This is a genomic window from Aestuariibacter salexigens DSM 15300 (assembly GCF_000429145.1).
Classification (GTDB): Bacteria; Pseudomonadota; Gammaproteobacteria; order Enterobacterales; family Alteromonadaceae; genus Aestuariibacter; species Aestuariibacter salexigens.
This window is the reverse complement of record NZ_KE386852.1, coordinates 18,603-44,283: the sequence shown is the minus strand read 5'-3', so window position 1 is coordinate 44,283 and position 25,681 is coordinate 18,603. Positions and strand designations below refer to the sequence as shown.

General features: G+C 49.8%; 20 protein-coding genes. 15 read left to right on the top strand and 5 right to left on the bottom strand.

The window, feature by feature from the left end:
* Nucleotides 1–5: 5 nt before the first annotated feature.
* Nucleotides 6–1,571: an amidohydrolase family protein gene (locus tag G441_RS0116580; RefSeq protein ID WP_026377369.1), complete on the bottom strand. Its 1,566-nt coding sequence runs from the start codon at nt 1,569–1,571 to the stop codon at nt 6–8.
* An 82-nt stretch (nt 1,572–1,653) separates the two neighbouring features.
* Between G441_RS0116580 and G441_RS18995 the strand changes: the two genes are divergently transcribed.
* Nucleotides 1,654–2,796, top strand: coding sequence for an alkaline phosphatase D family protein (locus G441_RS18995; protein WP_084407416.1), 1,143 nt, complete (start codon nt 1,654–1,656; stop codon nt 2,794–2,796).
* Here G441_RS18995 and G441_RS0116570 read toward each other — a convergent pair.
* A complete protein-coding gene (locus G441_RS0116570) occupies nt 2,785–3,633 on the bottom strand; it encodes a LysR family transcriptional regulator (RefSeq protein ID WP_026377368.1) in 849 nt (282 codons plus the stop codon). The genes G441_RS18995 and G441_RS0116570 overlap by 12 nt on opposite strands.
* Before the next feature lie 144 nt (nt 3,634–3,777).
* On the opposite strand from G441_RS0116570, the gene gcvT reads away from it, so the two are divergent.
* From gcvT to gcvP, 3 genes are all read left to right on the top strand, one after another.
* Nucleotides 3,778–4,857: a glycine cleavage system aminomethyltransferase GcvT gene (gene gcvT, locus G441_RS0116565; protein ID WP_026377367.1), complete on the top strand. Its 1,080-nt coding sequence runs from the start codon at nt 3,778–3,780 to the stop codon at nt 4,855–4,857.
* 21 nt (nt 4,858–4,878) lie between these two features.
* A complete protein-coding gene (gcvH, locus tag G441_RS0116560) occupies nt 4,879–5,268 on the top strand; it encodes a glycine cleavage system protein GcvH (protein ID WP_026377366.1) in 390 nt (129 codons plus the stop codon).
* 87 nt (nt 5,269–5,355) lie between these two features.
* Entirely contained in the window at nt 5,356–8,277 is a 2,922-nt protein-coding gene (gene gcvP / locus G441_RS0116555; RefSeq protein WP_026377365.1) for an aminomethyl-transferring glycine dehydrogenase, read from the top strand.
* Between the two features lie 95 nt (nt 8,278–8,372).
* Here gcvP and G441_RS19740 read toward each other — a convergent pair whose 3' ends face one another.
* From G441_RS19740 to G441_RS0116540, 3 genes are all read right to left on the bottom strand, one after another.
* Complete coding sequence (locus G441_RS19740; RefSeq protein WP_156896402.1) at nt 8,373–8,519, bottom strand: hypothetical protein; 147 nt, start codon at nt 8,517–8,519, stop codon at nt 8,373–8,375.
* A gap of 336 nt (nt 8,520–8,855) precedes the next feature.
* Complete coding sequence (locus G441_RS0116545; protein WP_026377364.1) at nt 8,856–9,236, bottom strand: AfsR/SARP family transcriptional regulator; 381 nt, start codon at nt 9,234–9,236, stop codon at nt 8,856–8,858.
* A 7-nt stretch (nt 9,237–9,243) separates the two neighbouring features.
* Nucleotides 9,244–9,867 (bottom strand): SOUL family heme-binding protein, encoded by a 624-nt coding sequence (locus G441_RS0116540; RefSeq protein ID WP_026377363.1) that lies wholly within the window; start codon nt 9,865–9,867, stop codon nt 9,244–9,246.
* 423 nt (nt 9,868–10,290) lie between these two features.
* Between G441_RS0116540 and G441_RS0116530 the strand changes: the two genes are divergently transcribed.
* The 11 genes from G441_RS0116530 to G441_RS0116480 all read left to right on the top strand — a co-directional run bounded on the left by G441_RS0116530 (nt 10,291) and on the right by G441_RS0116480 (nt 25,662).
* On the top strand, nt 10,291–10,470 hold the full coding sequence (locus G441_RS0116530; RefSeq protein ID WP_026377361.1) for a hypothetical protein: 180 nt from the start codon (nt 10,291–10,293) through the stop codon (nt 10,468–10,470).
* Between the two features lie 519 nt (nt 10,471–10,989).
* Nucleotides 10,990–12,009, top strand: a complete 1,020-nt coding sequence (locus tag G441_RS0116525; RefSeq protein WP_026377360.1) for a TRAP transporter substrate-binding protein — start codon at nt 10,990–10,992, stop codon at nt 12,007–12,009.
* A gap of 6 nt (nt 12,010–12,015) precedes the next feature.
* Nucleotides 12,016–12,516, top strand: coding sequence for a TRAP transporter small permease (locus G441_RS0116520; protein WP_026377359.1), 501 nt, complete (start codon nt 12,016–12,018; stop codon nt 12,514–12,516).
* Nucleotides 12,516–13,802 carry a TRAP transporter large permease gene (locus G441_RS0116515; RefSeq protein WP_026377358.1) on the top strand — a complete coding sequence of 429 codons (1,287 nt, stop codon included), beginning with the start codon at nt 12,516–12,518 and terminating at the stop codon, nt 13,800–13,802. The genes G441_RS0116520 and G441_RS0116515 overlap by 1 nt, the downstream gene beginning before the upstream one ends.
* A gap of 93 nt (nt 13,803–13,895) precedes the next feature.
* The gene (locus G441_RS18990; protein ID WP_034475466.1) at nt 13,896–14,270 is read left to right on the top strand and encodes a hypothetical protein; all 375 of its coding nucleotides are present in this window, start codon (nt 13,896–13,898) and stop codon (nt 14,268–14,270) included.
* 123 nt (nt 14,271–14,393) lie between these two features.
* On the top strand, nt 14,394–15,737 hold the full coding sequence (locus G441_RS0116505) for a TolC family protein (protein WP_026377357.1): 1,344 nt from the start codon (nt 14,394–14,396) through the stop codon (nt 15,735–15,737).
* On the top strand, nt 15,737–17,464 hold the full coding sequence (locus G441_RS0116500) for an efflux RND transporter periplasmic adaptor subunit (RefSeq protein WP_026377356.1): 1,728 nt from the start codon (nt 15,737–15,739) through the stop codon (nt 17,462–17,464). The genes G441_RS0116505 and G441_RS0116500 overlap by 1 nt, the downstream gene beginning before the upstream one ends.
* Nucleotides 17,465–17,479: 15 nt before the next feature.
* The gene (locus tag G441_RS0116495; RefSeq protein WP_026377355.1) at nt 17,480–20,632 is read left to right on the top strand and encodes an efflux RND transporter permease subunit; all 3,153 of its coding nucleotides are present in this window, start codon (nt 17,480–17,482) and stop codon (nt 20,630–20,632) included.
* Nucleotides 20,622–21,329: a PepSY domain-containing protein gene (locus tag G441_RS0116490; protein ID WP_026377354.1), complete on the top strand. Its 708-nt coding sequence runs from the start codon at nt 20,622–20,624 to the stop codon at nt 21,327–21,329. The genes G441_RS0116495 and G441_RS0116490 overlap by 11 nt, the downstream gene beginning before the upstream one ends.
* Nucleotides 21,329–22,360 carry a 2Fe-2S iron-sulfur cluster-binding protein gene (locus G441_RS18985; RefSeq protein ID WP_051275682.1) on the top strand — a complete coding sequence of 344 codons (1,032 nt, stop codon included), beginning with the start codon at nt 21,329–21,331 and terminating at the stop codon, nt 22,358–22,360. The genes G441_RS0116490 and G441_RS18985 overlap by 1 nt, the downstream gene beginning before the upstream one ends.
* Nucleotides 22,361–22,461: 101 nt before the next feature.
* Entirely contained in the window at nt 22,462–25,662 is a 3,201-nt protein-coding gene (locus G441_RS0116480; RefSeq protein ID WP_026377353.1) for a S41 family peptidase, read from the top strand.
* Nucleotides 25,663–25,681 lie beyond the last annotated feature (19 nt).

Below are 25,681 nucleotides of genomic sequence, written 5' to 3'. Positions count from 1 at the left end.
TTTCATTAATTTTCTTGTTTGGCTTGTTCTACGATTTCGCGAACATCCGCCAACATGGCTTTAGCGTCGTATACGATGCCGTCCTTGATGGTGTATTTCACGCCGCCGACTCTGGTGGGCTGATTATTGTCGTTCAGTTTATAGTGGCCGGTTCCATACAGGACCTTGAAGTTTTGTAGCGGGTTTTCGTCCAGGATCACCAGATCCGCCAGTTTGCCGATTTCTACAGAGCCAATCTGGTCCTGCATACCGAGTGCTTCAGCGCCATTGATGGTGGCCGCCTGAATGACTTCCAAAGCATTGAAGCCTGCTTCACGCAGCAGTTCCAGTTCACGGATATAACCAAAGCCGTAAATTTTGTAGATATAACCTGAATCAGAGCCTGTGGTAACGCGACCGCCATGATTTTTGTAATCATTCAGGAACTGCATCCAGATACGGAAATTTTCCTTCCACTCGATTTCATCATCGGTTGTCCAGTCAAACCAGTAAGAGCCATGGGCATAACGACTTGGGGTAAAGAAGTCCCACAGCGTAGGCAGCGTGTAGTCTTCATGCCACTCCGCGTTGCGCTCACGCATCAGATCTCGGCTCGCTTCGTAGATGGTCATGGTGGGAGACAATGTAAAGTTTAAATCGATCAGTTCGTCACGCACGGCATTCCAGTGTTCACTGCCTGGCTTAGCGGCTTGTTTCCACAGTCTTCCTGCCTCGGCAAAACGATGGTGTTCATTGTTGTAGTTATAATGGGAGGGGTAATCCTGAATCACCTGGTCTTCAAACAGTGCTTCGGGTAAACCGTACCAGTGTTCCATTGTCGTCAGGCCCAGGCGCGCAGAGTCCAGCACGTTCATGCGCACCACGTTGAGCTGCGCGTGATGCATCATGGTGCCCAGTCCCTGCTTTTTCGCTTCATCCAGAGCGGCTTCCATCACTTTAGGACTGGCGCCGAAAAACTTAATGCCTTTGGCGCCGTCACGGGCGGTTTGTTTCACCCAATCGCGGGCCTGTTTGGCGGTATAAATAGGTGAGTCAGCGCCCATACCAAAGCCCAGGTAAGGCACAATGCGTGGAGCGACAATGGTGTTTTTCTGGCTGCGCTCGACGTGAACCATTACCCAGTCCAGTCCATTGAAGCTACCGGGTTCGCGCACAGTAGTAATGCCGTGCGCCATCCACAATTTAAATACATACTCGGCGGGGATATCGTCAGCAGAGCCGCCAATGTGACCATGCATGTCGATAAAACCGGGCAGGGCATAGTGACCTTGTAAATCCATTTCAACATCGCCGGGATTCGCTTGAGGTCTACCTTCAGGTTTTATGGGCACGCCCGGATAGCCGACGCTGACGATGTTGGTAATGCGATTGTTCTCAATCACGATATCCAGGGGCCCACGCATTGGCGCACCAGCACCATCTATCAGATTAATGCCGCGCAGGATCAAGCGCTTATGGGGACCATTTCCTTCATCTGCATCGCGCTGCGGCGCAGGCGCACCGGCTTTAGATAGCGCTGAGGCGCTGAATATCAAACACAGGGTAAGCAATAGAGGTAAGCGAATTTTCATTGTTATGTCATATGCCTGGCAAGTTGAGTTGCTGTAGTATGACAGGTAATTTGAGCCAGACAAATCCGAGGCCTTTGTCACAATGAATTGCGTAAATAGCCGCGCTACAATTCGCCATCGCATCACCAAATGGCTAAAAACGCTGGGGTATAGCCTGCTGTTAATGCTGCCTTTACATGGTTACTCCTATGACGGCGTGTCATTTCCTGCTGAGGTGTCACGCATTGCCATCGGCTCCTGTGCAAAGCAGCATTTACCTCAACCTATCTGGACCACGATTGCCGATAAAGAACCCGACCTGTTCTTGTTTATCGGTGACAATGTGTATGCCGATGTCGACCGGCATGGTACCTGGCTGGATGGTCCGGTCCTTGACCCTCAACGCTTCAGCAACGCTTACGGTGCATTAGCCAACGTTCCCGAATTTGCTGCGTTCCGTCAAAAGACACCATTTATAGGCAGTTGGGATGATCATGATTATGGGCTTAATGACGGTGGCGCAGACTACCCGCTTAAATCTGTTAGCCAGCAGGCGTTCCTGGATTTTTTTGGCTTTGCGGATGATGACCCTGTGCGAACACAACAAGGTATTTATCACGCCAGGATAATGGGCGAGCCAGGTCGCCGTGTGCAGGTCATTGTGCTGGACACGCGCTTTCATCGCACGGCGCTGACGCGTAATCCTGCCGGTCGTCCTGACAACAAAGGACCTTATCTGCCTAATAAGGATGACACTGGGACCATGCTCGGCGAGGCGCAGTGGCAGTGGCTGACCGAGCAGCTCAAGCAACCGGCTGAGATTCGGTTCATTATCAGCAGCGTGCAGGTAGTAGCCTATCAGCATGCCTGGGAAACCTGGGGTAATATGCCGCACGAACGCCAGCGTCTGTATGATCTGATTGCCTCAACTGGCGCTCAGGGCGTGATGTTTATCAGTGGCGACCGCCATCTAATGGAAGTCTCAAAAGATACTGGCTTAGCTGGGTTTACCGTGCCGTATCCCATGTGGGATTTTACCAGCAGCGGCATGACTGATGACATCAAAGAGGTAAATGAGGAGAACCGCTACAGAGTAGGGCCTGTTTACCGAGGGAGTCATTTTGCCGTTATTGATATCGATTGGGGCGAATCGCCCGCCGATACCCATATTCGTTTTACGGGTCACGATGCGAGTGGCAAACAAATCATCAATACCACTGTCGCGCTTGAAACCTTAGCGCCGTAACCGCGCTGTAATGAATTGACCCAGCGCCTCACTCACCTGAGGATGCTGGGTATCCTGATTAAACAGACAAATTTTAATCGTACCCAGCGCAGGAAGAGCGGCATGGCGTATCACTTCCAGTTCTTTGGGCACACTGGAGCGCGCCAATGCAGTGATGCCAAGCCCCTGACGTATGGCGGCAATCAGTCCATATAAATCGGCATTGGTGTAGCTTATCCGCCACGCGGTAGTTTGTTGCTTTAATTTTTCAATGACCCGACTGCGATACACGCAGCCGTCCGGTGCCAATACCAGTGACAAGGACTCAGTTGGGACGAGCTGAGTGCGCTCGCCCACCCATACCAGCTGGTCTTCAAGGATCACTTCCCCTTGTGTTTGTTCATCAGGGTTGACCAAGGCCAGAATAAGGTCGAACTGTCCGGACTGACGCTCAGTCAGTAACTGTCTGCTCAGCGCAGACGTCACTTCCAGTGTGACATCGGGGTAGGACTGGCTAAATTCGCCGATGATGCCGGGCAACAATGTTGACGCAAACTCACTTGGGATCCCCAGTCTTAACCGACCGCGTAGCGATGACGGTGTGAAGTGGCTGAAAATCTCATCATTGATAGTCAGCATCTGTCTGGCGTACTGATACAGCAGGCGACCATCACGATTGGGCTCATGACGCTGTCCCACCTTGTCGAACAGCTTTTTGCCAACCTGCTGTTCCAATTTTCTGATCTGCAGGCTTATTGCCGGTTGCGAACGACCAAGAATATCGCCCGCTTTAGCATAGCCACCCACGTCTACAATGGTGACGAACGAGCGCAAGGCATCGAGAGACAGTTGCTGCATATTAGAAGTTAAAGTTGATAAGGAAAATCAATTCTAAACATTCTATACATTTAAAAAGCTAATGTAATTATTTGTATTTCCAATTTGTTGTTATGCACCGGCGTTTCTATACTTCGTGCCAATTCACTCAACGGAATCATTGCTATGAGCAATCATACTGCCCTCCACGCTAAGCACCTCGAAGCCGGTGCCAAGATGGTCGACTTCTTTGGCTGGGATATGCCTATTAACTACGGTTCGCAAATTGAAGAACATCACGCCGTGCGTCAGGACGCGGGAATGTTTGATGTGTCACACATGACCATCGTTGATATTACCGGTGCCCAGGCAAAAGACTATCTGCGCTATTTGCTGGCTAACGACGTTGCCAAGCTGAAAGAAAAAGGTAAAGCGCTCTATAGCGGCATGCTCAATGAGCAGGGCGGGGTCGTTGACGACCTGATTGTGTATTTCTTTGACGAAACCAACTACCGCCTGGTGGTCAATTCAGCCACCCGTGAAAAAGATATCAACTGGCTGAATACCCAGGCAGAGGGCTTCGAAGTGACTATCACTGAGCGTCCGGAATTCGCCATGATTGCGGTGCAAGGACCGAATGCCAAAGAAAAAGCAGCCAGTGTATTCTCTGATGCCCAGAAAGAAGCGGTACAGGACATGAAGCCTTTCTTTGGTGTACAGGCCGAAGATCTGTTTATAGCCACCACAGGTTATACCGGTGAAGCGGGCTACGAAATTATGGTCCCTGTTGCTCGTGCTGGTGAATTCTGGGACGCACTGCTCACCGCTGGTGTCAAACCATGTGGACTGGGGGCACGTGATACGCTGCGCCTTGAGGCAGGAATGAATCTGTATGGACAAGATATGGATGAGACTGTATCGCCACTGGCCGCCAACATGGGCTGGACCGTCACATGGGAGCCTGCAGAGCGCAATTTTGTTGGACGTCAGGCACTGGAGCAGCAAAAACAGCAAGGTACAGACAAGCTGGTCGGTCTGGTCATGACCGATAAGGGTGTACTGCGTGCTGGCCTGAAAGTGCGCTGTGAAGCGGGCGAAGGCATGGTCACCTCAGGCACCTTCTCGCCGACTCTGGGTCATAGCATTGCGATGGCTCGTGTGCCTGCCAGTGTGGGTGACACGGTGGAAGTGGAAATGCGCAAAAAGTGGGTTACAGTAAAAGTGGTTAAGCCCAGTTTCGTTCGCAATGGCAAAAGTGTTTTATAAACAAGTTTTGAAGGAAAAATTATGAGCAACATCCCATCTGAATTACGTTATGCGTCTACCCACGAATGGGTGCGCAATGAAGGTGACGGCACCTACACTGTAGGTATCTCTGAGCACGCACAAGAACTGCTAGGTGACATGGTGTTTGTAGAATTGCCAGAGGTGGGCTCAAGTGTGAGCGCTGGAGAAGACTGTGCGGTGGCTGAATCGGTTAAAGCAGCGTCTGACGTGTATGCTCCTATCGGTGGTGAAGTTGTGGCCGTCAATGAAGATTTGGAAGACTCACCAGAGCTGGTTAACAGCGACCCGTACGGTGATGGCTGGATGTTCCGAATCAAGGCAGAGGATGCGTCAGAAGTTGACAATCTGTTGGATGCTGAAGGATACGAAAACAGCATCGACGAAGAATAATCTTTACACAGGCTTCGCTTGGGCACCGCAAGGTGCCCGTTTTTATTATTGCCCTGTGTTCGTTTAATTAAAGGCTTATCCAAACTTATGCAAACCAGTAACGTTTCTACCGAAGGCACTAGCGCGGTATCTCTTGAGCAGCTAGAGCAAAAGCAGGATTTTATCCGTCGTCACATTGGCCCTGGCGCTGCAGAAATTGCCGAGATGCTTGATGCCGTTGGTGCATCGTCACTAGACGATTTGATGCAGCAAACTGTACCCGGCGGTATCCGTCTACCCACACCGCTGAATATTGGTGATAGCAAGACCGAAGTAGAAGCACTGGAAGAGCTTAAAGCGGTAGCCGGAAAGAACAAAATTTTCCGCTCGTTCATTGGTCTGGGTTATCACGATACCCATTTGCCTAATGTTATCTTGCGCAACGTTCTGGAAAACCCGGGCTGGTACACGGCCTATACGCCGTATCAGCCAGAAATTGCCCAGGGTCGTCTGCAGGCAATCCTGAACTTCCAGCAAATGACCATTGATTTGACCGGCCTTGAGCTTGCATCCGCGAGCCTGCTGGATGAAGCGACGGCTGCTGCAGAAGCCATGGCGCTGGCCAAGCGGGTATCAAAAAATAAGAAATCTGATACGTTTTTTGTTGCCGATGATGTGCATCCGCAAACCCTTGATGTGGTTCGCACCCGTGCTGAAATGTTTGGTTTTGACGTGGTGGTTGGTAGTGCTGACGATGCCGCAAAGAATGATGTCTTTGGCGCATTACTGCAGTACCCGGGAACCACGGGCGAAGTAAAAGATTTGACCGACATCATTGCTGCAGTGCAGGAAAATAAGGGAATCGTTGCGGTAGCTGCAGACATTATGAGTCTGGTGCTATTGAAGTCGCCAGGTGAGCTTGGCGCTGACGTGGTGTTTGGCAGTGCGCAGCGTTTCGGCGTGCCAATGGGTTACGGCGGCCCGCACGCGGCGTTTTTTGCCACCCGTGATAAGTTTAAGCGCTCGTTGCCGGGCCGTATCATAGGTGTATCCAAAGACACCCGTGGCCGTCCGGCGCTGCGTATGGCGTTGCAAACCCGTGAGCAGCATATTCGCCGCGAGAAAGCGAACTCAAATATCTGTACCGCTCAGGTGCTTCTTGCCAATATCGCCTCTTTCTACGCGGTGTATCACGGCCCTGAGGGATTGAAAACCATTGCATCGCGGATCCATCGCCTGACAGATATTCTGGCCCGTGGTCTGCAGACTAAAGAAGTAGCGCTTAAACATGCGACCTGGTTTGACACGCTGACCGTGCAGGTCGATGACAAGCAAACCGTTATGAAACGCGCACAAGACCGCGGTATCAATTTGCGTAGCGACCTTGAAGGGGCAGTAGGTGTTTCTCTGGACGAAACTACCACGCGCAAAGATGTTGAAGCGCTCTTTGATGTACTACTTGGCGATGGTCACGGTCTGAGCGTCGAAAATCTGGACGCTGAAGTGACGACCCAGGGCTCAACGTCTATGCCGCAGTCACTGCTTCGCACCAATGACATTCTGACACACGAGGTCTTTAACAGTTACCACTCAGAAACTGAGATGCTGCGGTACATCAAGTCGCTGGAAGATAAAGATCTGGCATTGAACCACTCTATGATTTCACTGGGTTCATGCACCATGAAGCTGAATGCCACTGCTGAAATGATCCCGGTAACCTGGCCTGAATTCGGTAAACTGCACCCGTTCGCGCCGGTGGATCAGGCCCAGGGTTACAAGCACATGATTGACGAGCTGTCTGACTGGCTGCTCGACATTACCGGATATGATGCACTTTCTATGCAGCCTAACTCGGGCGCGCAGGGTGAGTATGCCGGTTTGATCGCGATTCGCCGTTATCATGAAAGCCGTGGTGAAGGGCATCGCGATGTCTGTCTTATTCCAAGCTCAGCGCACGGCACCAATCCGGCCTCTGCGCAGATGGTCAATTACAAGGTAGTAGTAGTTGCCTGCGATAAGAACGGTAACGTCGACCTTAATGACTTGCGTAGCAAAGCAGAAGAAATGTCGGATCAACTCGCGGCTATCATGGTGACCTACCCGTCCACTCACGGTGTGTACGAGGAAACGATTCGTGAAATCTGTGACATCGTGCATCAGCATGGCGGCCAGGTTTATATGGACGGTGCCAATATGAATGCGCAGGTGGGGATCACCTCGCCAGGGCTGATAGGCTCCGATGTTTCACACCTGAACCTGCACAAAACTTTCTGTATTCCACACGGTGGCGGCGGCCCTGGCATGGGCCCTATCGGGGTGAAAAGTCACCTTGCTCCCTTCCTGCCCAACCACCAGGTGATTGAGCTGGATAATACCGACAAAGGCAATGGTGCTGTATCTGCCGCTCCCTGGGGCAGTGCCTCAATTCTGCCAATCAGCTACATGTATATTAAGATGATGGGTAGCGAAGGGCTGAAGAAAGCTACTGAAGTAGCGATGTTGAATGCGAACTACGTGGCAACCAAGCTTGATGGCCACTATCCGGTACTTTATAAGGGCCGCAATAATCGCATCGCTCACGAGTGTATTCTCGACCTGCGTCCGCTTAAAGAAGCCAGTGGCGTAACCGAGATGGATGTAGCGAAGCGCCTCAACGACTATGGCTTCCATGCGCCAACCATGAGTTTCCCTGTGGCCGGTACGCTGATGATTGAGCCGACGGAATCAGAATCAAAGGCAGAGCTGGACCGTTTCATCGAAGCAATGATCGGTATTCGCGAGGAAATCGCCAAAGTTGAAAGCGGTGAGTGGGATGCCACTGACAATCCTCTGCACAATGCTCCTCATACTCTGGCAGATATCTGTGACAGCGACTGGAACCGCAGTTACGACCGTCATCTGGCAGCCTATCCGGTGCCATCTGTCGCGAAGAACAAGTTCTGGCCTAGTGTTAACCGTATCGACGACGTATACGGAGACCGCAATCTGATTTGCTCATGTCCGTCGATTGAGAGCTATCAAGACGAGTAACTCCATCTCTCGATATGAGTTGTTCAAAATCTAAGGCCCACAGCATAGTGGGCTTTTTTATTTGGTATTGACAGAAATGGGGTAAAACCCCCCCGTTATCTTGCATTACCGTTTATTGTGACTTCTTTGATAACCCCCTCATTGATTTCATTTAAAAGCATCTGATAATCCATATTTTCGGCCGCTAAAACCTGAGTTAGAAAATTTATAAAGACAACTATGGAGATAAATTTATTTTTCATTTCAAGATCCCTCTTCGGATTTTTTAACAAGTTATTGTAAATACCCGATGCTGAATAAAATAGAGAATATAATCATGGTAGCAAACCGATACATGGCAAATCTAACAGCAAGAAGTTACAGATATTGAGTAAGCGCGGAAGTGCACATATCGTGATTCCACTTGGAAGATGGTTAAAGACAATTTCCATACATTCGATTTTGTGCAAAATCAAGAACACGAATGATCAAAATGTACTTGAAGCGACCGGTCAACATTTATTGTTGAGTGCACAAGACAGACATTCAAAAACCAGAAGAAAGCTTGGGGAATATCTGATTGGTAATACCGTCACCAGCTATTCAGACCGCCATTGCTTTGATCGTCTATCCCTGAGTACCTGTTGATGTGCTTCTCTACATTCCTCGCTTGGTGATACACCCTCACGCTTATGTGTTGCGTAGTACAGCGTCACCTGTTCGGCGTCATCACCTGACCATTTGCACGCCTCTACCAGGCTCAATACAAATTCACGATTAAGGTGCGGGTAACGCTCAGCCATAGAATCAGCCAGTGCAAACCCGAACCGCTCATCGGCTTCGGCCTTGCTCAGAATTTTGATGCTACTGGCGTTGTATTCATTGGTCATATGATTATCTTGCTCGCTCTGTTGTTGGTTGACTTTGTTAAGACCGGGAATGCGTACAAAACGGTCTGGTACGCTGCATTCCTTGCTCACCAATTCGCTAGTTGATAGGAATCAACACCTCATTGTGCCGAAAAAACGGAATAGTGAGTGGCCCGTTGTATCCCGCTTTGACTGGCGCGCCGACTGCCTCATATCCGTGCGCCTTCATCCAGGCCTCTAACTTCTCAGTATGCTCTTTAACGTTACTGTCACCTAGTGTGCCGGAGAATGTGATGGCTGCTACTTTGTAATTGGTTATCTCACTGACCTTAACTGAAGGATCGTTCGGCTTTGGCGTGGTTTCCAGTGTGAAGTCAGCAGGCATGACAAAGGACATGGAAGGGCTTTCACTTTGCTCGTTCATGAAAACAGGCGCTGTCATCGCGATTCCAATACCCTCCTGAGCTTGATTGTCCATGAACACCGGGGCGGTCATGGCAATTTCATTGCTGCCTTGGTTATTGCCACTGATGTACTTGAACAGCTTGCGAAACGCGTTATTTTCGCCATCTTTGTCCATCGGGGCAGTGACCAATATCATTGAATCATAGTTTCGGATTTCAATATTGTTGTCTTTATCTGCCTTTAGCAGGGTGTAGGGCGCTGATTCCACGCCGTTGTCACCAAATATCGAGCATCCGCTTATCATTGCAGAAAGTAGTAGCAGGAGTCCGTATTTCATAGCAGCCTAAAAAAAGTAGAAAGTCTGCGGTAGTTACGAACGCTGTCGAAATCCGTATCACTCTTTAATACAAGCAATTTCGCTTCGCTCGTGCCAAGATTTGAACTGTATCAAATCGGCAAACGGACACGTCTTATGCTGAATAGTTTTCTGCGTCATCGTTTAGTGATTGTTGTGATTATCTGTTTTATAACGGAAGGCTGCGCGTCCATATTAGGTATCCGACACAATGCTGTTGAATCTCTCAGCATTTCATACCCGCTACATGACAACATTGACTTTCCGATCGCCATCGACATTGTTTTTGTTTACTCGGAAGACGCCGAGGCTGCGCTGTCATCATCAAATTCAGCTCAGTATTTCAAACAGAGAAGTTTCTTGCTCTTTCGTCATGGGACGAATATTGTCGTGGTGAGCTAGGAAATGGTACCCGATTCTGCAATTGAAGACGTGCAGTTACCCGAAAAACACATGCAGGCGATTGCCGCTTTTGCGTTTGCCAATCCCCCCGCTAATCCAAATGCAAAGGTTGATATCACCGATTTTTCCCACCCAACATTGACTATTGATGGAAATAATCTTCGCGTGACAAGCAAAAACTAACGCGTTTTTCCCTTCAATTCTCGAAAATCTGTGATTTCCAGGTTGGTGAACAGTCACGTGTGCGTTTCATTTCATATCTTCTAAAGCCGCATTTTCTGATGGCAGAGGCCTTATTCAATATTCAAAGAATATTTTTGCTGAGTGCCAGTGACCGGTTTGCAAATTTACTGACGTCTGAATCAAAACATTATCATTGTCGGTTTTAAGTATAAGACCGGAAAACGTTTTAAAGAACACTGCCAGTCCGGAATACGTACTCAACAGACATCCGTCATACCGTACTCCGACAGAGGCTCCACTTGTATACTTGGTGTTACAAAAATATCTGCTATCACTCATTTCACAGGTGGTTAACTAACGTATGCTAGTGCCCCAATGAGATCGTTTTTGCCAACGCAATGACGTGTTTCTTCGAATAATCCCAGCCACCTAAACACGTAATCACAACACTGCGCTTGATCCTGAATGCGGTTAAGATGACTATAACAATTAATTTACATTGTGCAGTAGGGTGTTGAAATGCTTCGTTTTTTGCGGGTTTTTATCGGCGTTAGCCTGTGTAGTTTGGCGTTGCCTCTTTACGCCGATGAAAACACATCAGCGAAGACGTTTCGTCTGGCCTCCTGGGGGCCACCACAGCACTTCTCCTCGCAATCTCGTAGAGCCTGGGTAAAAGCGGTCAATGAACGCTCCGGCGGCAGAATTGAAATTATCGAATACCCCAGCGGTCAGCTCTACGGCCCCAAAAATATGCACCGGGCTATTGCGCGTGGTCTGGTCGACATAGGGGTTATTCTGCAGCCCCGTTTGATGGCCACGGTTCCCTTGCTTCAGGGCGTCTATTTGCCCTTTGCCTTTGATACGCTAGAACAGGCTGCAGCTGCCTACAGTGGCGAGTCGTTGGAGGTGATCACGCAAGCGATGCAGGAGAAAAATCTGCAGTTGGTGTACCCCACGTTCGCCGGTAGCGTCAATATATTCAGCAGTCAAGGCACAATAAATACGGTAGAGGATATGCAAAACCTCAGAGTGTTAGCCACCAGCCCGATGTTTACGGAGATATTGCATAAACTGCACGCTGCACCCGATACATCAATTCCGCAAAGTGAACAATATATGGCGCTCAAGCGCGGTGTGGCAGACGCCCTGCTTAATGGCATTGTTACCGGCTATTTTCAGCGTAACCATGAGGTTGCCCCCTATGTCACCATGGCAAATATGAGTTTTCCTTCTATTTTGCTGACGGTAAATCTCGATGTGTGGAATGCGCTGCCGGAGGATATCCAGGCAATCATGATTGAGGAAGGTGAAAAGCAAAAAGCCTATACCTTATCCGCTGCGAATAAAATGGAAGCCCATTTTAAACAGGTGATTGCTGAAAACGGCGGTAAAATCGAGACCATGCCTGAACAAACCCGTCGAGAAATCCAACAGTTGAGCCAGCAGGTGTGGCGAGACTGGGCAAGTCGCAATGGCCCTAAAGCAGAACGACTGCTGGAACTTAACCTCGCCCTTCAAAATGACAAGTCTGCAGAGTAATCAGGTATGCAAACTCATCGATTTGCCTTTCAGTATGCCATTGATGCCATTTGTCGAGCGGGGGCTGTGATTGCCGCCATCTGCTTGCTGGTCCTCGCATTGACCATCAGTTATGAAGTGATAATTCGTTACACGACCGGCCATTCGACCAGCTGGATTAAGGAACTTTCCGTATATCTGATGATGACAGTAGGCTTCCTCGCCGCGGCGTATGCGCTGCAACTGAAGAGTCACTTTGCCATTACGTTTTTTGTAGACCGGCTGGATGCGGATAAGCGCCGTCGGTTGCAGATTACCACTCATCTGGTCGGCTTTTTTTATTCGATGGTATTCGTGGTCAAAGGTGTCGATATGGTGATTTTTGTGCATCAGATGGGTGATACCAGTACCGGACTGCTGCAAACTCCATTGTGGCTGCCGGCCAGTTTGGTACCGATTAGCGGTACCATGCTGTGCCTGCAGTTTCTGAGTCAGACGATCGATACCGTGACTCAGGAGAACGTGTAATGGATGGATTGATGATCTTTTTGGGCATGCTGGTGTTTATGCTGGTATTGCTCAGCGGCCTGCCGGTGGCGTTTGGCCTGGGCTTTCTGGCCATCTTACTGCTCAGTACTTATGTCGGACCGGACAAAGCAACCGACATCGCGGTAGAAAAAGCTTACTCATCGATTGATTCCGATCTGCTTGTCGCCGTACCGCTGTTTATTCTGGCCGCGCAGCTCATTTCAGCGACCGGCATGGGTAAGCGCCTGTTCAACGCGGCGGAAGTGTTTTTGTGGCGGCTTCGAGGCGGGCTTGGCGTAGCAACCATTGGAAGTAGTGGCATTTTTTCAGCGATGACCGGCTCCAGCTTTATATCAGCTTCCACCATGGGGCTGGTTGCCATACCAGAGCTGCGTAGAGCCGGATATGGCGAAGCTAAAATCGCCTCAGCTATCACAGCAGGCGGAACGCTGGGCAGCATGATCCCGCCCAGTATTGTGATGATTGTTTATGGCTACCTGACGGATGAATCGATCAGTAAGTTGTTTATGGCAGGTATTATTCCCGGGCTGTTACTGATCACCCTGTATTCAGCGTTTATGATGTATACCGGTCGTGCTGAACGCATTGATAAAAGCGAAAAGCCCAAACAGCGCAAACGCGTTGCCGTCAAAGAAGCGTTCTGGGGACTGATGGCACCGGTGATCATTCTTGGCGGTATTTATCTTGGCATTTTCACGGCACCTGAAGCGGCCGCAGTTGCCGTAGTGTATTGCTTGCTAATCGGTTTTCTGGTTTATCGAAGCCTTACCCTCAAGTCGCTATGGGAGCAACTGATGGCGGCTACGGTGACATCGGCGATGGTCACCATGATCATCATTGGCGGCGCGATCCTCGGTCATGGCGTGATTTATGGGCGTATGCCACAGGAGGTACTTAACGCAATAGTTGCTGTCGACATGCCACCGATTGTACTGCTGCTGATTATTAATCTGGCGTTGTTTGTGCTGGGTATGTTTCTGGAAGTGCTGGCCCTGATCTATCTTGTCGTGCCATTACTGGTACCAGTTATTGCCTATATGGAATGGGATAACATATGGATTGCGGTAATGCTTCTGATTAATGTCAATCTGGCGCTTATCACACCGCCAATGGGCGGAGTGCTGTATGTGGTATCCCATATAGGTAATATGCCGCTGGGCAACGTGATGAAGGGCGCCATGATGCCAATCGTTGCGCTGTTGCTGGTACTTGTGCTGGTGTTGGTATTTCCACAACTGGCGCTGTGGTTACCCAGCCTCACCTGAATATGACGAGTGCCTGTGAGAGGAGCGTTTTACAATTTACTTTTGAGGCAATTTATCCTACTCTCGCTACGCACTTAATTTTTTTGTTAACTGATGAATTTCAAACGCCTTTTAATTGTTATTACTGCACTGGTCGCCCTGGTTGGGCAGGCTACGGCAGGTGGTGCATTGGCGTGTGAAATGGCGTCAGAAGCGGCTCATCAGTCACAACAGATGGATCATTCAATGATGATGCATCATGGTGATATGCAACACGATGACGCTGACAGTGATCACTCGATGTCTCATCAGTCATGTTGCGGTGATGATTGTGACTGCCCATCAGGCGCCTGCGTGTCCATGACGACGTTGGTCTCGGATACACTATCTACACAACTGCTTATCCCGCATAGTATTATGCCCGGCACCCTTTCGGGTGTGCCAACTTCTACAAAAGTAACACGCTTTCGCCCACCCATTTTTGCCTGACACAGGATCAGTGCGTCTGCTGTCTGGCAAAAGACACAGCATGATGCGCAATAGGCAATATCAATTAATCATCTGGTGCAGTAATACGTGCCGTGCGAGTCCAGAGTAATCTGGAGAATTAATATGAAAAAACTAACCCTAACACTGACTACATTATTGCTGTGTTTAGCTCACTCATTGGCATACGCCGATGCAGGATTATCATTACAGCAAGCCATTAACGCTGCGCAGCAAAACGATCCCTGGTTGCATGGAAATCGTCTTAAGCAACAAGCGGTAGAAAGCAGAAGTGAGGCGTCATCGGTGATGCCCGATCCGCGGCTATCCGTAGGCTTAATGAATTTGCCCGTTGACGGCTGGGATGTAAATCAGGAACCCATGACACAGTTGTCAGTTGGCCTGTCGCAGATGTTCCCGCGTGGAGACAGTCTGGCAATTAAATCCAGTCAGTTAAAAATTAAGTCAACGCAGTTCCCGCTACTACGTCAGGACCGCCTTGCCAAAATAGAAACAGTGGTATCAGAACTGTGGCTCGACGCCTATCTGGCGCAGGCGACTATAGGTTTGATTGAAAAAGACTGGCAGCTATTCGAGCAGATGGCCGAAGTCGCCAAGGCAAGCTATGCAAATGCGGTAGGTAAAACAAGACAACAGGACGTGATACGCGCACAGCTTGAAATAGTGCAGTTGGAGGACCGATTAGCCGCGGAGCAGCAGAAGTTTGAGAGTGCCACTGCTCGCTTGAGTGAGTGGTTACACCGTTATGATGCTTCTCAGCAAACTGTTATTGACTTCAATGAGCCGTCGACAGGATTTACCGTCAGTGCTGAATTGCCAGAGCTCGCATTAACCTATCCGCAGTTAGTAAGCCAGTCAGCCATTTCTACAAATGCGCTGGCTGAAAAGCTTAGCCAGCATCCGGCAGTGCTGGCAGTGGATATTGAGTATCAGGCCGCGAAAAAGTCTATCGAACTGGCAGAGCAGCAATATGAACCGCAATGGGGGGTAAGCGCCAGCTATGGACTACGCGGCGATACGCCTTCCGGACAAAGCCGTGCTGACTTTTTCTCGCTCGGCGTGAGTGTTGATTTACCGCTGTTTACCGATCGCAGGCAGGATAACGAACTGAGCGCATCCATTGCAGAATCTGAAGCAGTAAAGACAGATAAGTTGCTGCTCATTAAACGCATGCTCAGTGAAGTGGAGAAAGAATCGCGTCAGCTTATGCGTCTGCAACAACGACAGGCTATTTACCAACAGCAGTTGCTTACCCAAATCCATGAGCAGGCCGAGGCGTCGCTTACCGCATACACCAATGACGATGGAGATTTTGCTGAAGTGGTCAGAGCCAGAATCGCAGAGCTTAATGCCCAGATTGCGGCATTACAAATTGATGTGCAGCTGCTCAAGACTGTTGTTCGACTCAATTATTTTTTCGCCGGCGCCGACACAACGGGAGTTAACTAATGTCATTGAATAAAACCCCTCTTATAACCCTCGTCATTGGCGCTGCGATTGGTGCGGTAGCCATGAGTTTGCTGACAGATACTCCGTCCGGTGCAAACAATGATACGTCGGCAAGCAATGAAAAGCAGCCGCTATACTGGGTTGCGCCCATGGATTCAAACTATCGGCGAGACAAGCCGGGTAAATCGCCGATGGGAATGGATTTAATCCCAGTTTATGAAGAGGACACAGCAGCTGATGATGCCGGTCCAGGTGCGGTCAATATCGCGCCTCATGTAGTTAACAATCTGGGTGTTCGCACCGCTCCGGTAGAAGTGAAAAGTCTGCAATCACACATCTCGACAGTAGGCTATGTGCAGTATGACGAAGATCAGTTGATCCATATTCATCCGCGCGTAGATGGCTGGATAGAAAAGCTCTATGTCAAAGCTGCCGGCGATCCGGTTGAGCAGGGCCAGCCGCTTTACACTCTATATTCACCGCAGCTGGTTAACGCACAAGAAGAATTGCTTATTGCTGTAAAGCGGAATAATACATCGCTGATTGCCGCGGCAAAGGATCGTCTGCAGGCGTTGCAGCTGTCCACGGGCTTTATCAACGACCTTATCGAAACCGGCAAAGTAAAGCAGACAGTGACATTCTATTCACCGCAGGATGGCGTGGTTGACGGGCTACAAATTCGCGAGGGTTTTTATGTAAAACCCGGCAATACGCTGTTTAGTATTGGTATCCTTGATCAGGTGTGGGTGGAAGCTGAAGTGTTTGAGCGAGATGCAGCTCTGGTCAAGCCCGGACTGCCAGTTTCAATGACACTGGACTATCTGCCCGGTGAACGTTGGCAGGGCGTTGTAGATTACGTTTACCCTACGCTCAATGATAAGACCCGAACATTACGTGTACGTCTGAAATTTGATAATCCCAATCATCTGTTAAAGCCTAATATGTTCGCACAAGTTGCCATTCATGCTGATCTGACTGACAGCAGCATACTGGTGCCTAAAGAAGCAGTGATCAGAACCGGAAAGCAGGACCGCGTGGTGTTGGCCCTGGGCGAGGGGCAGTTTAAATCCCTGCAAGTGACCATCGGGCGCGTTGCACAGGATTATATCGAAATCCTCGAAGGACTGGATGAAGGAGATGTCGTGGTCACCTCTGCACAGTTCCTGATCGATTCGGAGTCCAGCAAGACTTCCGACTTCAAGCGTATGTCGCCTGATGATGAACCTATCGCAGTATGGATGGAAGGTGAAGTGAACAGCGTCATGGCTGGACATCGTATGGTGAACATTACCCATGCGCCCGTTGAGGCATGGGGCTGGCCTGACATGACAATGGATTTTGACGTAGCACAAAGCGTTGACATTGACGCACTTCAGGCAGGCCAGACCTTGCACTTCGAAGTGACTAAAGACGGTAACGGCGGATATGCGATTACCGGCATTCATATTATGTCTGAGCCCGAAGTCGCCTCTGCCACTGTCGACGGCGTGATTAATGTTATCGATATCGACAGTCGCCTGTTCAATATCAGTCGTGGACCGATTGAAAAATGGGATCGCCCTGCCACTACAATGGACTTCGGGGTCAGCGAAGCGATTGATATGACCCGATTCTCGCCCGGAGATGAGGTGATATTTACGTTTGAAATCAGAGATGATTTTATTGTGACAGAGATATCACTTAAGTCTGCTATGCAGCAAGGCAGTAACGACGATGCACATCACTGATAAGGGGACGCTGAGATGATTGCTTCTGTGATTAAGTGGTCGGTAGGGAATCGTTTTTTTGTTCTGCTTTCCACCCTGATCGTAGCGTTTGCCGGACTGTATTCGTTAAAAAATACGCCGGTAGATGCGATCCCTGACCTGTCTGATGTGCAGGTGATCATTAAAACCAGTTATCCGGGGCAGGCACCGCAGGTGGTACAGGATCAGGTCACGTTTCCGCTAACAACGGCGATGTTATCCGTGCCCGGCGCGAAAACGGTGCGTGGATTTTCATTTTTCGGTGACTCGTACGTGTACATCATCTTTGACGATGATACCGATATTTACTGGGCCAGAAGCCGGGTGCTGGAATATCTTAGTCAGGTCGCTTCAAGCCTTCCTGATTCAGCAAAACCACAGCTAGGACCGGATGCAACGGGTGTGGGCTGGGTATACATTTATGCGCTAACCGACAAAACCGGGCAACACGACCTGAGCCAGTTGCGCAGTTTGCAGGACTGGTTCCTGAAATATGAATTACAGACGGTGCCAGGCGTGTCCGAGGTTGCCTCGGTGGGCGGCATGGTCAAACAATATCAGGTGCAGGTCGACCCGGATAAGCTCAGAGCCTACGACATACCGCTCAGTCTTATCCAGGTTGCTTTACAGAAAGGCAATAAAGAAACCGGCGCATCGGTGATTGAAATGGCCGAGGCGGAATATATGGTAACCGCCACGGGGTATATTCAGTCGGTCGGTGATATCGAACAGATCCCACTGGGTATCAATGCCCAGGGCACGCCACTTCGCATCGGCGATGTGGCGACAGTCACTATTGGTCCACAAATGCGTCGTGGCATCGCTGAATTAAACGGCGAAGGGGAAGTGGTTGGCGGCGTGGTCGTCATGCGTTTTGGAGAAAACGCCCAGCAGACCATCGATGGAGTGAAGGAAAAGCTGGCATCGCTGCAATCATCGTTACCTGATGGGGTCGAGGTGGTGACGGTATATGACAGGTCCGGACTTATCGAGCGTGCTGTAGATAATCTATGGAGTAAGTTGCTTGAAGAGCTCGCCATCGTCGCGTTGGTGTGTGTGGCTTTTCTATTTCATCTGCGATCTTCCATTGTTGCCATAGTGACGCTTCCGCTCGGCATTCTGGTGTCTTTTATCATCATGTATCTGCAAGGCATCAACGCCAACATCATGTCGTTGGGTGGCATTGCCATTGCGATAGGGGCGATGACAGATGGCGCCATCGTGATGATCGAGAATATGCACAAGCACATGGAAAAAACACCGTTAACTGATGAGAATCGCTGGCAGATTGTCACCAAGGCGGCCAGTGAAGTGGGGCCAGCCCTGTTCTTTAGTTTATTGATTATTACGGTATCGTTTTTGCCGGTGTTTATTCTAGAGGCACAGGAAGGCCGCATGTTCTCGCCTCTGGCTTACACCAAAACCTATGCGATGGCAGCCGCCGCCGGATTGGCCATCACTGTCGTGCCTGTTTTGATGGGCTACTTTATCCGCGGCAAGGTGATGTCAGAAAAGAAAAATCCGCTGAACCGGATGTTGATTGCGATTTATATGCCGGTGCTAAAACAGGTACTCAGGTTTCCGAAAACAACCCTTGTTGCTGCCGGACTCATCACAGTGGCGGGCTTCTGGCCTGTCGATAAGATAGGCAGTGAGTTTATCCCGCCTCTGGATGAAGGCGACCTGATGTATATGCCAACCACCTATCCGGGCATCTCCATCGGCAAAGCACGTGAGTTGTTGCAGCAAACTGATAAGTTGATCCGTACGGTACCGGAAGTACAGAACGTGTTCGGTAAAGTCGGTCGTGCTGAAACGGCAACCGATCCTGCGCCACTTACCATGATTGAAACCTTTATCCAGCTTAAACCTCGTGATCAGTGGCGTGAGGGCGTGACGACCGAGAGCCTGAAAGCCGAGTTTGATAAGCTGGTGAAGTTTCCGGGACTGACAAATGCCTGGGTTATGCCGATTAAGACCCGTATCGATATGTTGGCAACTGGGATCAAGACCCCAGTCGGGATCAAGGTCGCAGGGCCTGATTTGAACATTATTCAGGACATAGGCCAGCAAATAGAGCAACTATTGCCACAGGTTGAAGGCACCGCATCCGTTTATTCCGAACGCGTGGCGGGGGGGCGCTATATTAAAGTCGATATTCTACGTGATAAAGCCAGCCGTTTTGGTCTCAATATCGATGACGTACAGCAGGTGGTATCGACTGCGGTGGGCGGTATGAACGTGACACAAACTGTCGAAGGGCAAGAACGTTATCCGGTCAACCTGCGATATCCGCAGGATTATCGTGATTCTCCGGAGCAGCTTGCCCGACTGCCAGTGGTGACGCCTCAAGGGCAAAGAATTGCTTTAGGCGATGTGGCTAACATCAGAATTGAAAACGGCCCGCCAGGCATCAAAAGTGAAAATGCCAGAATTAACGGCTGGACCTTTATTGATATTGAAGGCGTGGATATTGGTAGCTATGTTGAGCAGGCAAAAACACATTTGGCTCAAAACCTCGATCTGCCGGTGGGATATTCAATAACCTGGGCGGGACAATACGAATATATGGAGCGGGCGAAACAAAAGCTGACGTATGTGTTGCCCCTGACCTTTGCGATTATTGTTATTTTGCTTTACCTCAACTTCCGAGCATTCAGCGAAGTGGCCATGATCATTGTGACCTTGCCAATGGCCATGATTGGTGGTCTATGGCTGATGTATTTTGAAGGTTTTAACTTCTCTGTTGCCGTCGGCGTCGGCTTTATCGCGCTGGCAGGGGTGGCCGTGGAGATAGGTGTTATTATGCTGGTCTATCTCAATCAGGCATTGCAAGAGTTGAAGCAGCAGGCGCGTGAAAAAGGCGAACTGATAACCCAAAGTGCATACCAACAGGCGCTTTTGCACGGCGCAGCGCTTCGCGTTCGTCCGGTCATGATGACGGTCGCAACCATTATCATCGGCCTATTACCTATCTTGTATGGAACCGGCACCGGCGCCGAGGTGATGAGTCGCATTGCTGCCCCCATGGTGGGCGGAATGACCAGCGCCGTTCTGCTTACCCTGATTGTATTGCCCGTGCTGTACAGTCTGGTTAAGCGAAATGAAATCAATGCTCTAAATAAGGTGTTAACTCGCGATGATCAATAAGGTCAGGAAGACACACAAATGGCTGATGGCATTCATCGGCCTGCAGTTTTTAATTTGGTCATTGACGGGGCTGTATATGGTGACCATGGATATTCACTTCATTCATGGTGAAACGCTTATCCAAAAACGCGCTGCCGCCCCTGACCTTAGCAAAGTGGATTATTCATTTAATGCGTTACTGTCTGATTACCCTAATGCCAATGCGGTAAGGCTTGGAGAGTACATGGGAACGCCGGTCTATCGCTTCGTCGATGCAGATAAGGGAAAGCTTGTTATAGATGCGCAAAGCGGTGAGCGTCTGCCGTTAGTTGATGAACAGACCGCCGTGCAGCTGGCGCAGCGTTATTTTAATGGCATCTCTACTGTGAATTCAGTGCAGCTGATATCTGAAGGCGACCCTATTCCCTCGGAATTGGCACCAAGGCATATTCCGGTATGGCGAATCACCTTTGATGGTATGGCGAGTCCAACGCTTTATATCAGTCAGCACAGCGGCGAGGTCGTCACTAAGCGGCACACGTTCTGGCGCGCGTTTGACTGGATGTGGAGGTTCCACATTATGGATTACGACGATGGTGAAAATGTCTCAAATTGGTTTTTACTGATAATCGGCATGCTTGGCACTGTTGCAGCCCTGTCTGGCGCGACGCTGACCTATCATCGCTTCACAGATGCTAAAAAAGAGCGAGCCATGTAATGCAAATGTCTGGAATCAATAAAACACTGCATAAGTGGTTATCGTTGCTAATCGGCCTGCAACTGCTGATTTGGCTTGGTACTGGCTTATATTTCAATCTGATGGATAGCAGCAAAGCGAGCGGCAATGGCCAGCGCGTATCGGTTGTACATCAGCGACCTGACGTCGTGCAGGATCTGCTGCCAGTGTCGGCAATATCCAGTGCAGCACCAATGCGAGTCGGCTTATTGTGGCTTTTTGAGCGCCCGTATTATCAGTTTATCTATGAGCAAGGAGAGCATAGCTATCAGCCTAAACGCGAGCAGCTGTTCGATGCGTACACCGGAGAACCGTTTTCTCTGAACCGCATGCAGGCATTAAATATTGCCAGACGCTCATATTCGGGTGACGGCGAATTCAGCGCAGCTGAATTGCTTGAACCACCATTTGATGATTATGTACAACAGCAAAATCCGATGTGGCGGGTAATCGTCAAAGACGAATTCAACACCAGCATTTATCTCGATGGTGTAACCGGACAGGTTCTTAAACATGTTACCGATGACGTGCGGCTCAAAGAGCTGATGCTGAAGCTACATTTTATGGACTATGGTAACAGCGGCGGTTTTAATCACTGGCTGATTATCAGCGTTGCCATTGCTACCCTAATGCTTGCCAGTACCGGAGTCATTTGGCTTGTACAACAATATCGCAGCGGTTTGTTAAGCATTAATGTAGGAAGCCGTCCACGAACCATCGCCGTTAATCTTCAACATGGTGAGCGCATTCAGGTGCAGGTATCTGCCAACGATACCCTATTAGATGGTCTTGCCTGTGCACAATTGTATCTGCCCTCTATTTGTGGTGGCGGAGGAACCTGTGGAAAGTGCAGATTTAATACATCACAGCAACTGAGCATTACGTCTGCCGATCGTGAGCGTATATCAGCACAGGATTTACGGGCAGGGTATAGGCTCGGCTGCCAGCATCTCGCCAGCGAAGTGCAGGATATTGAAGCGGTCTTTACGCCGCGAGCACCGCGCCGACGATAATCTGCACTCACTCCCGCGTTGTCGGACCACTAAACCAAATAGCGCCACTAACGTAATGATGTGTTTGAAGTAATTTCCTGATAAAAATAATAAGGACGATCATGAAGTTTTTGAGAGCAAGCTTGTTGGCTTTTGCATCTATGCAAGCAGTGGCTCAGCCATTGATTTTGCAGCCTGAAATAAGTCCGGATGGTGACAAAGTCGCCTTTACGTACCAGGGTGACATCTGGACTGTCAGCAGCAGTGGTGGCAGAGCAAACCGTTTGACCATCCATGAAGGTTACGACGCTAACCCTGCGTGGTCGGCAGATGGCAACCATATTGCTTTTAACAGTGACCGTTTTGGCAACGATGATGTGTATATTATGGCCGCTGACGGCGGCATGCCCACCCGCTTAACCTACCACTCAGCGAACGATGCGGTGACCAGTATCACGCCTGATGGGCAGGTATTGTTTAACAGCCGACGTACCTATGCACAGGTAGAAAGGGAATGGGAAGTGCTATCTGTCCACTCAGATGGAAAGCGCACTGAGTCCCGTTTTATGGATGCGCTTGGGTTTGATGCCGCGGTGTCGCCTGATGGCAGTAAAGTGGCTTTCGTCAGAGGCACCAACCGCATTGCCCGCGAGGCCTACCGTGGTCCGGCCAATCGTAACATCTGGATCTTTGATACTAATGACGGCTCGTATACACAGCTAACCGAGTTTGAAGGCAATGATTTCTTGCCGCGCTGGATTGATAACGAAAGCCTTTATTTTCTGTCGTCTCGGTCAGGTAAATATAACGTCCATAAGGCTACACTCGTTGGAGGGTTTGAGCAGCTCACCTTTGAAACGGCGTTTGGGGTCAACCATTTCAGCGTGTCTGCCGATGGTCAACAGCTGGTCTATCAGACTGGTGACAATGTCTACAAGATGGGTTCTGGCAGCACTGATAAGCAGCTTCTCAATGTGGATGTGAAGACCGACTTCAGATTCGATCCCGTCGTCGCAAAAACGGTCAGCGATAAGCTTGATGAATACGCGGTGTCACCTGATGGCAAACTTACCGCGTACGTGCATCGTGGCGATATCTATGTCACCCGTAATGATAAAGAGGACAAACGCAGTGTGCGGCTGACCCAAGGGGCGGACCGAGATCGTGATGTAACCTGGCTGAATGATAACAGTTTGTTGTTCGTGTCGGACCGCGCCGGGCAGAATGATGTGTATCTGCTGTCCTCCTCCGACCCTGATGAAAAAAATATCTTCGTCTCATTGAAGCACAGCGTGACGCGTGTAACAGACACTGAGTCAGAGGAATTTGAGCCTGTGGTGTCACCCGATGGCGGTAAAGTGGCATTCAGACAGGGACGCGGAAAATTAGTGACGGCCAGCATAGATGATGCGGGACAGTTGACTGATATGACGACGTTACTCGACGGTTGGGATACCCCATCTGGCGTATCGTGGTCTCCAGATAGCCAGTGGTTGGCGTATTCACTGTCTGATTTAAATTTCAATGAAGAGGTGTTCATTCACGCGGCTGACAATTCATCGGAGCCTGTAAATGTCAGCATGCATCCTAAGCGTGATGCTAACCCGGTATGGAGTCCTGACGGTAGCAAACTCGGCTTCATCTCGTCGCGGAATAACAGTGATGCGGATGTGTGGTTTGTGTGGCTGAAAAAAGAAGACTGGCAACGGTCCAAAGAGCAGTGGCGTCAGCATGAGTTTATGGGCAAAAAAGACGATAAAGAAAACGGCAAAGATAAGGACAAGGACGATGACCAAAAAGACTCGGGTGTCGCGCCCATCGAAATAGATTTTGATGGCATCTATGAACGTCTTGCGCAGGTGACGTCGTTTGCCACCAATGAAGCTGAAATGGCCTTCACAAAAGACGGTGAGCACATTTATTACACCGTAGGCGGTTCATGGCGTCAGAATTTCAAGGCTGAGCGCAACCTCTACAAAATTAAATGGAATGGCGAAGACAATAAAACCGTCATCGATAAAGACGCTGAAGTCGAACGGCTTGTCCTGACAGCGTCAGGTAAACATCTCTATGCACTGAGTAAAGGTGGAAAGCTGAATCAGATTGCCACCAAAGATGACAAGCGCACTGCACTGTCAGTGACATCAAAGCTGAAAGTCGACTATGCGGCTGAACTTGAGCAATTATTTGAAGAGGGCTGGCGCGCGCTGAATGCCGGATTCTACGATCCGGATTTTCATGGTCAGGACTGGCAGGCATTGAAAGATGCTTACAAACCACTGGCGATGAAAGCCTCTACCAAAGAAGATTTTCAGACCATTTTCAATTTGATGCTGGGTCAGCTTAATGCCAGCCACATGGGCATGTACCGTGGCGAGAATCAGAAAGAGACGCAGAAGCAGCGCACAGGCTTACTGGGGATCGAAGGTCTGCACACCGAGCGCGGCTTTAAAGTGCAGTCAGTACTGGCTGACAGCCCGGCAGACAGGGAAGACAGTCGCTTGCAAGTGGGTGACGTGATCACGACCGTCAATCAACAGCCTGTGGCGGACACAAACTTCTATTCGCTGCTGGTGGATAGTGCTGAAACGCCGGTGCTGCTAAATCTGGAGCGTGAAGGTAACGAACAGGAACTGGTCATCTGGCCGACCGCGTCAATCAGCAATGAGCTGTATGACGCCTGGGTAGATGAGCGCCGTCGCCTGACCGAGGAATACTCTGGTGGAAAACTAGGGTACCTTCATATCCGAGGCATGAACTGGAGCAGTTTTGAACGCTTTGAACGCGAGCTAATGGCGGCAGGTTACAATAAAGACGGTATTGTCATTGACGTCAGATATAACGGTGGCGGCTGGACAACCGATTACCTGATGGCTGTACTCAACGTTAAGCAGCACGCGTACACCATACCTCGCGGTGCGATTGACAACATTAACGGTGACCATAGCAGCTTCAAGAACACCTATCCATTCTCAGAGCGTCTGCCGCTAGCGTCCTGGACCAAGCCATCTATCGCGATGAGTAATGAAAACAGCTACTCAAATGCTGAAATCTTCTCTCATGCCTATAAAGCACTGGGGCTTGGAAAATTGGTGGGACGTCCTACCTTCGGTGCCGTTATTAGCACCGGTGCACATCGCCTGGTAGACGGTTCAATCGTCCGCATGCCCTTCCGTGGCTGGTGGGTAAAAGCAACAGGTGACAATATGGAACGGGTGCCAGCGATGCCCGATATAGAGGTGTTTAACCCGCCGGCATACAAAGCCAAAGGTGTGGATCCGCAGCTGAAACGTGCAGTTGAAGAGCTGTTGAAAGAGATCTAATGTTACATTCGCCTCGGCT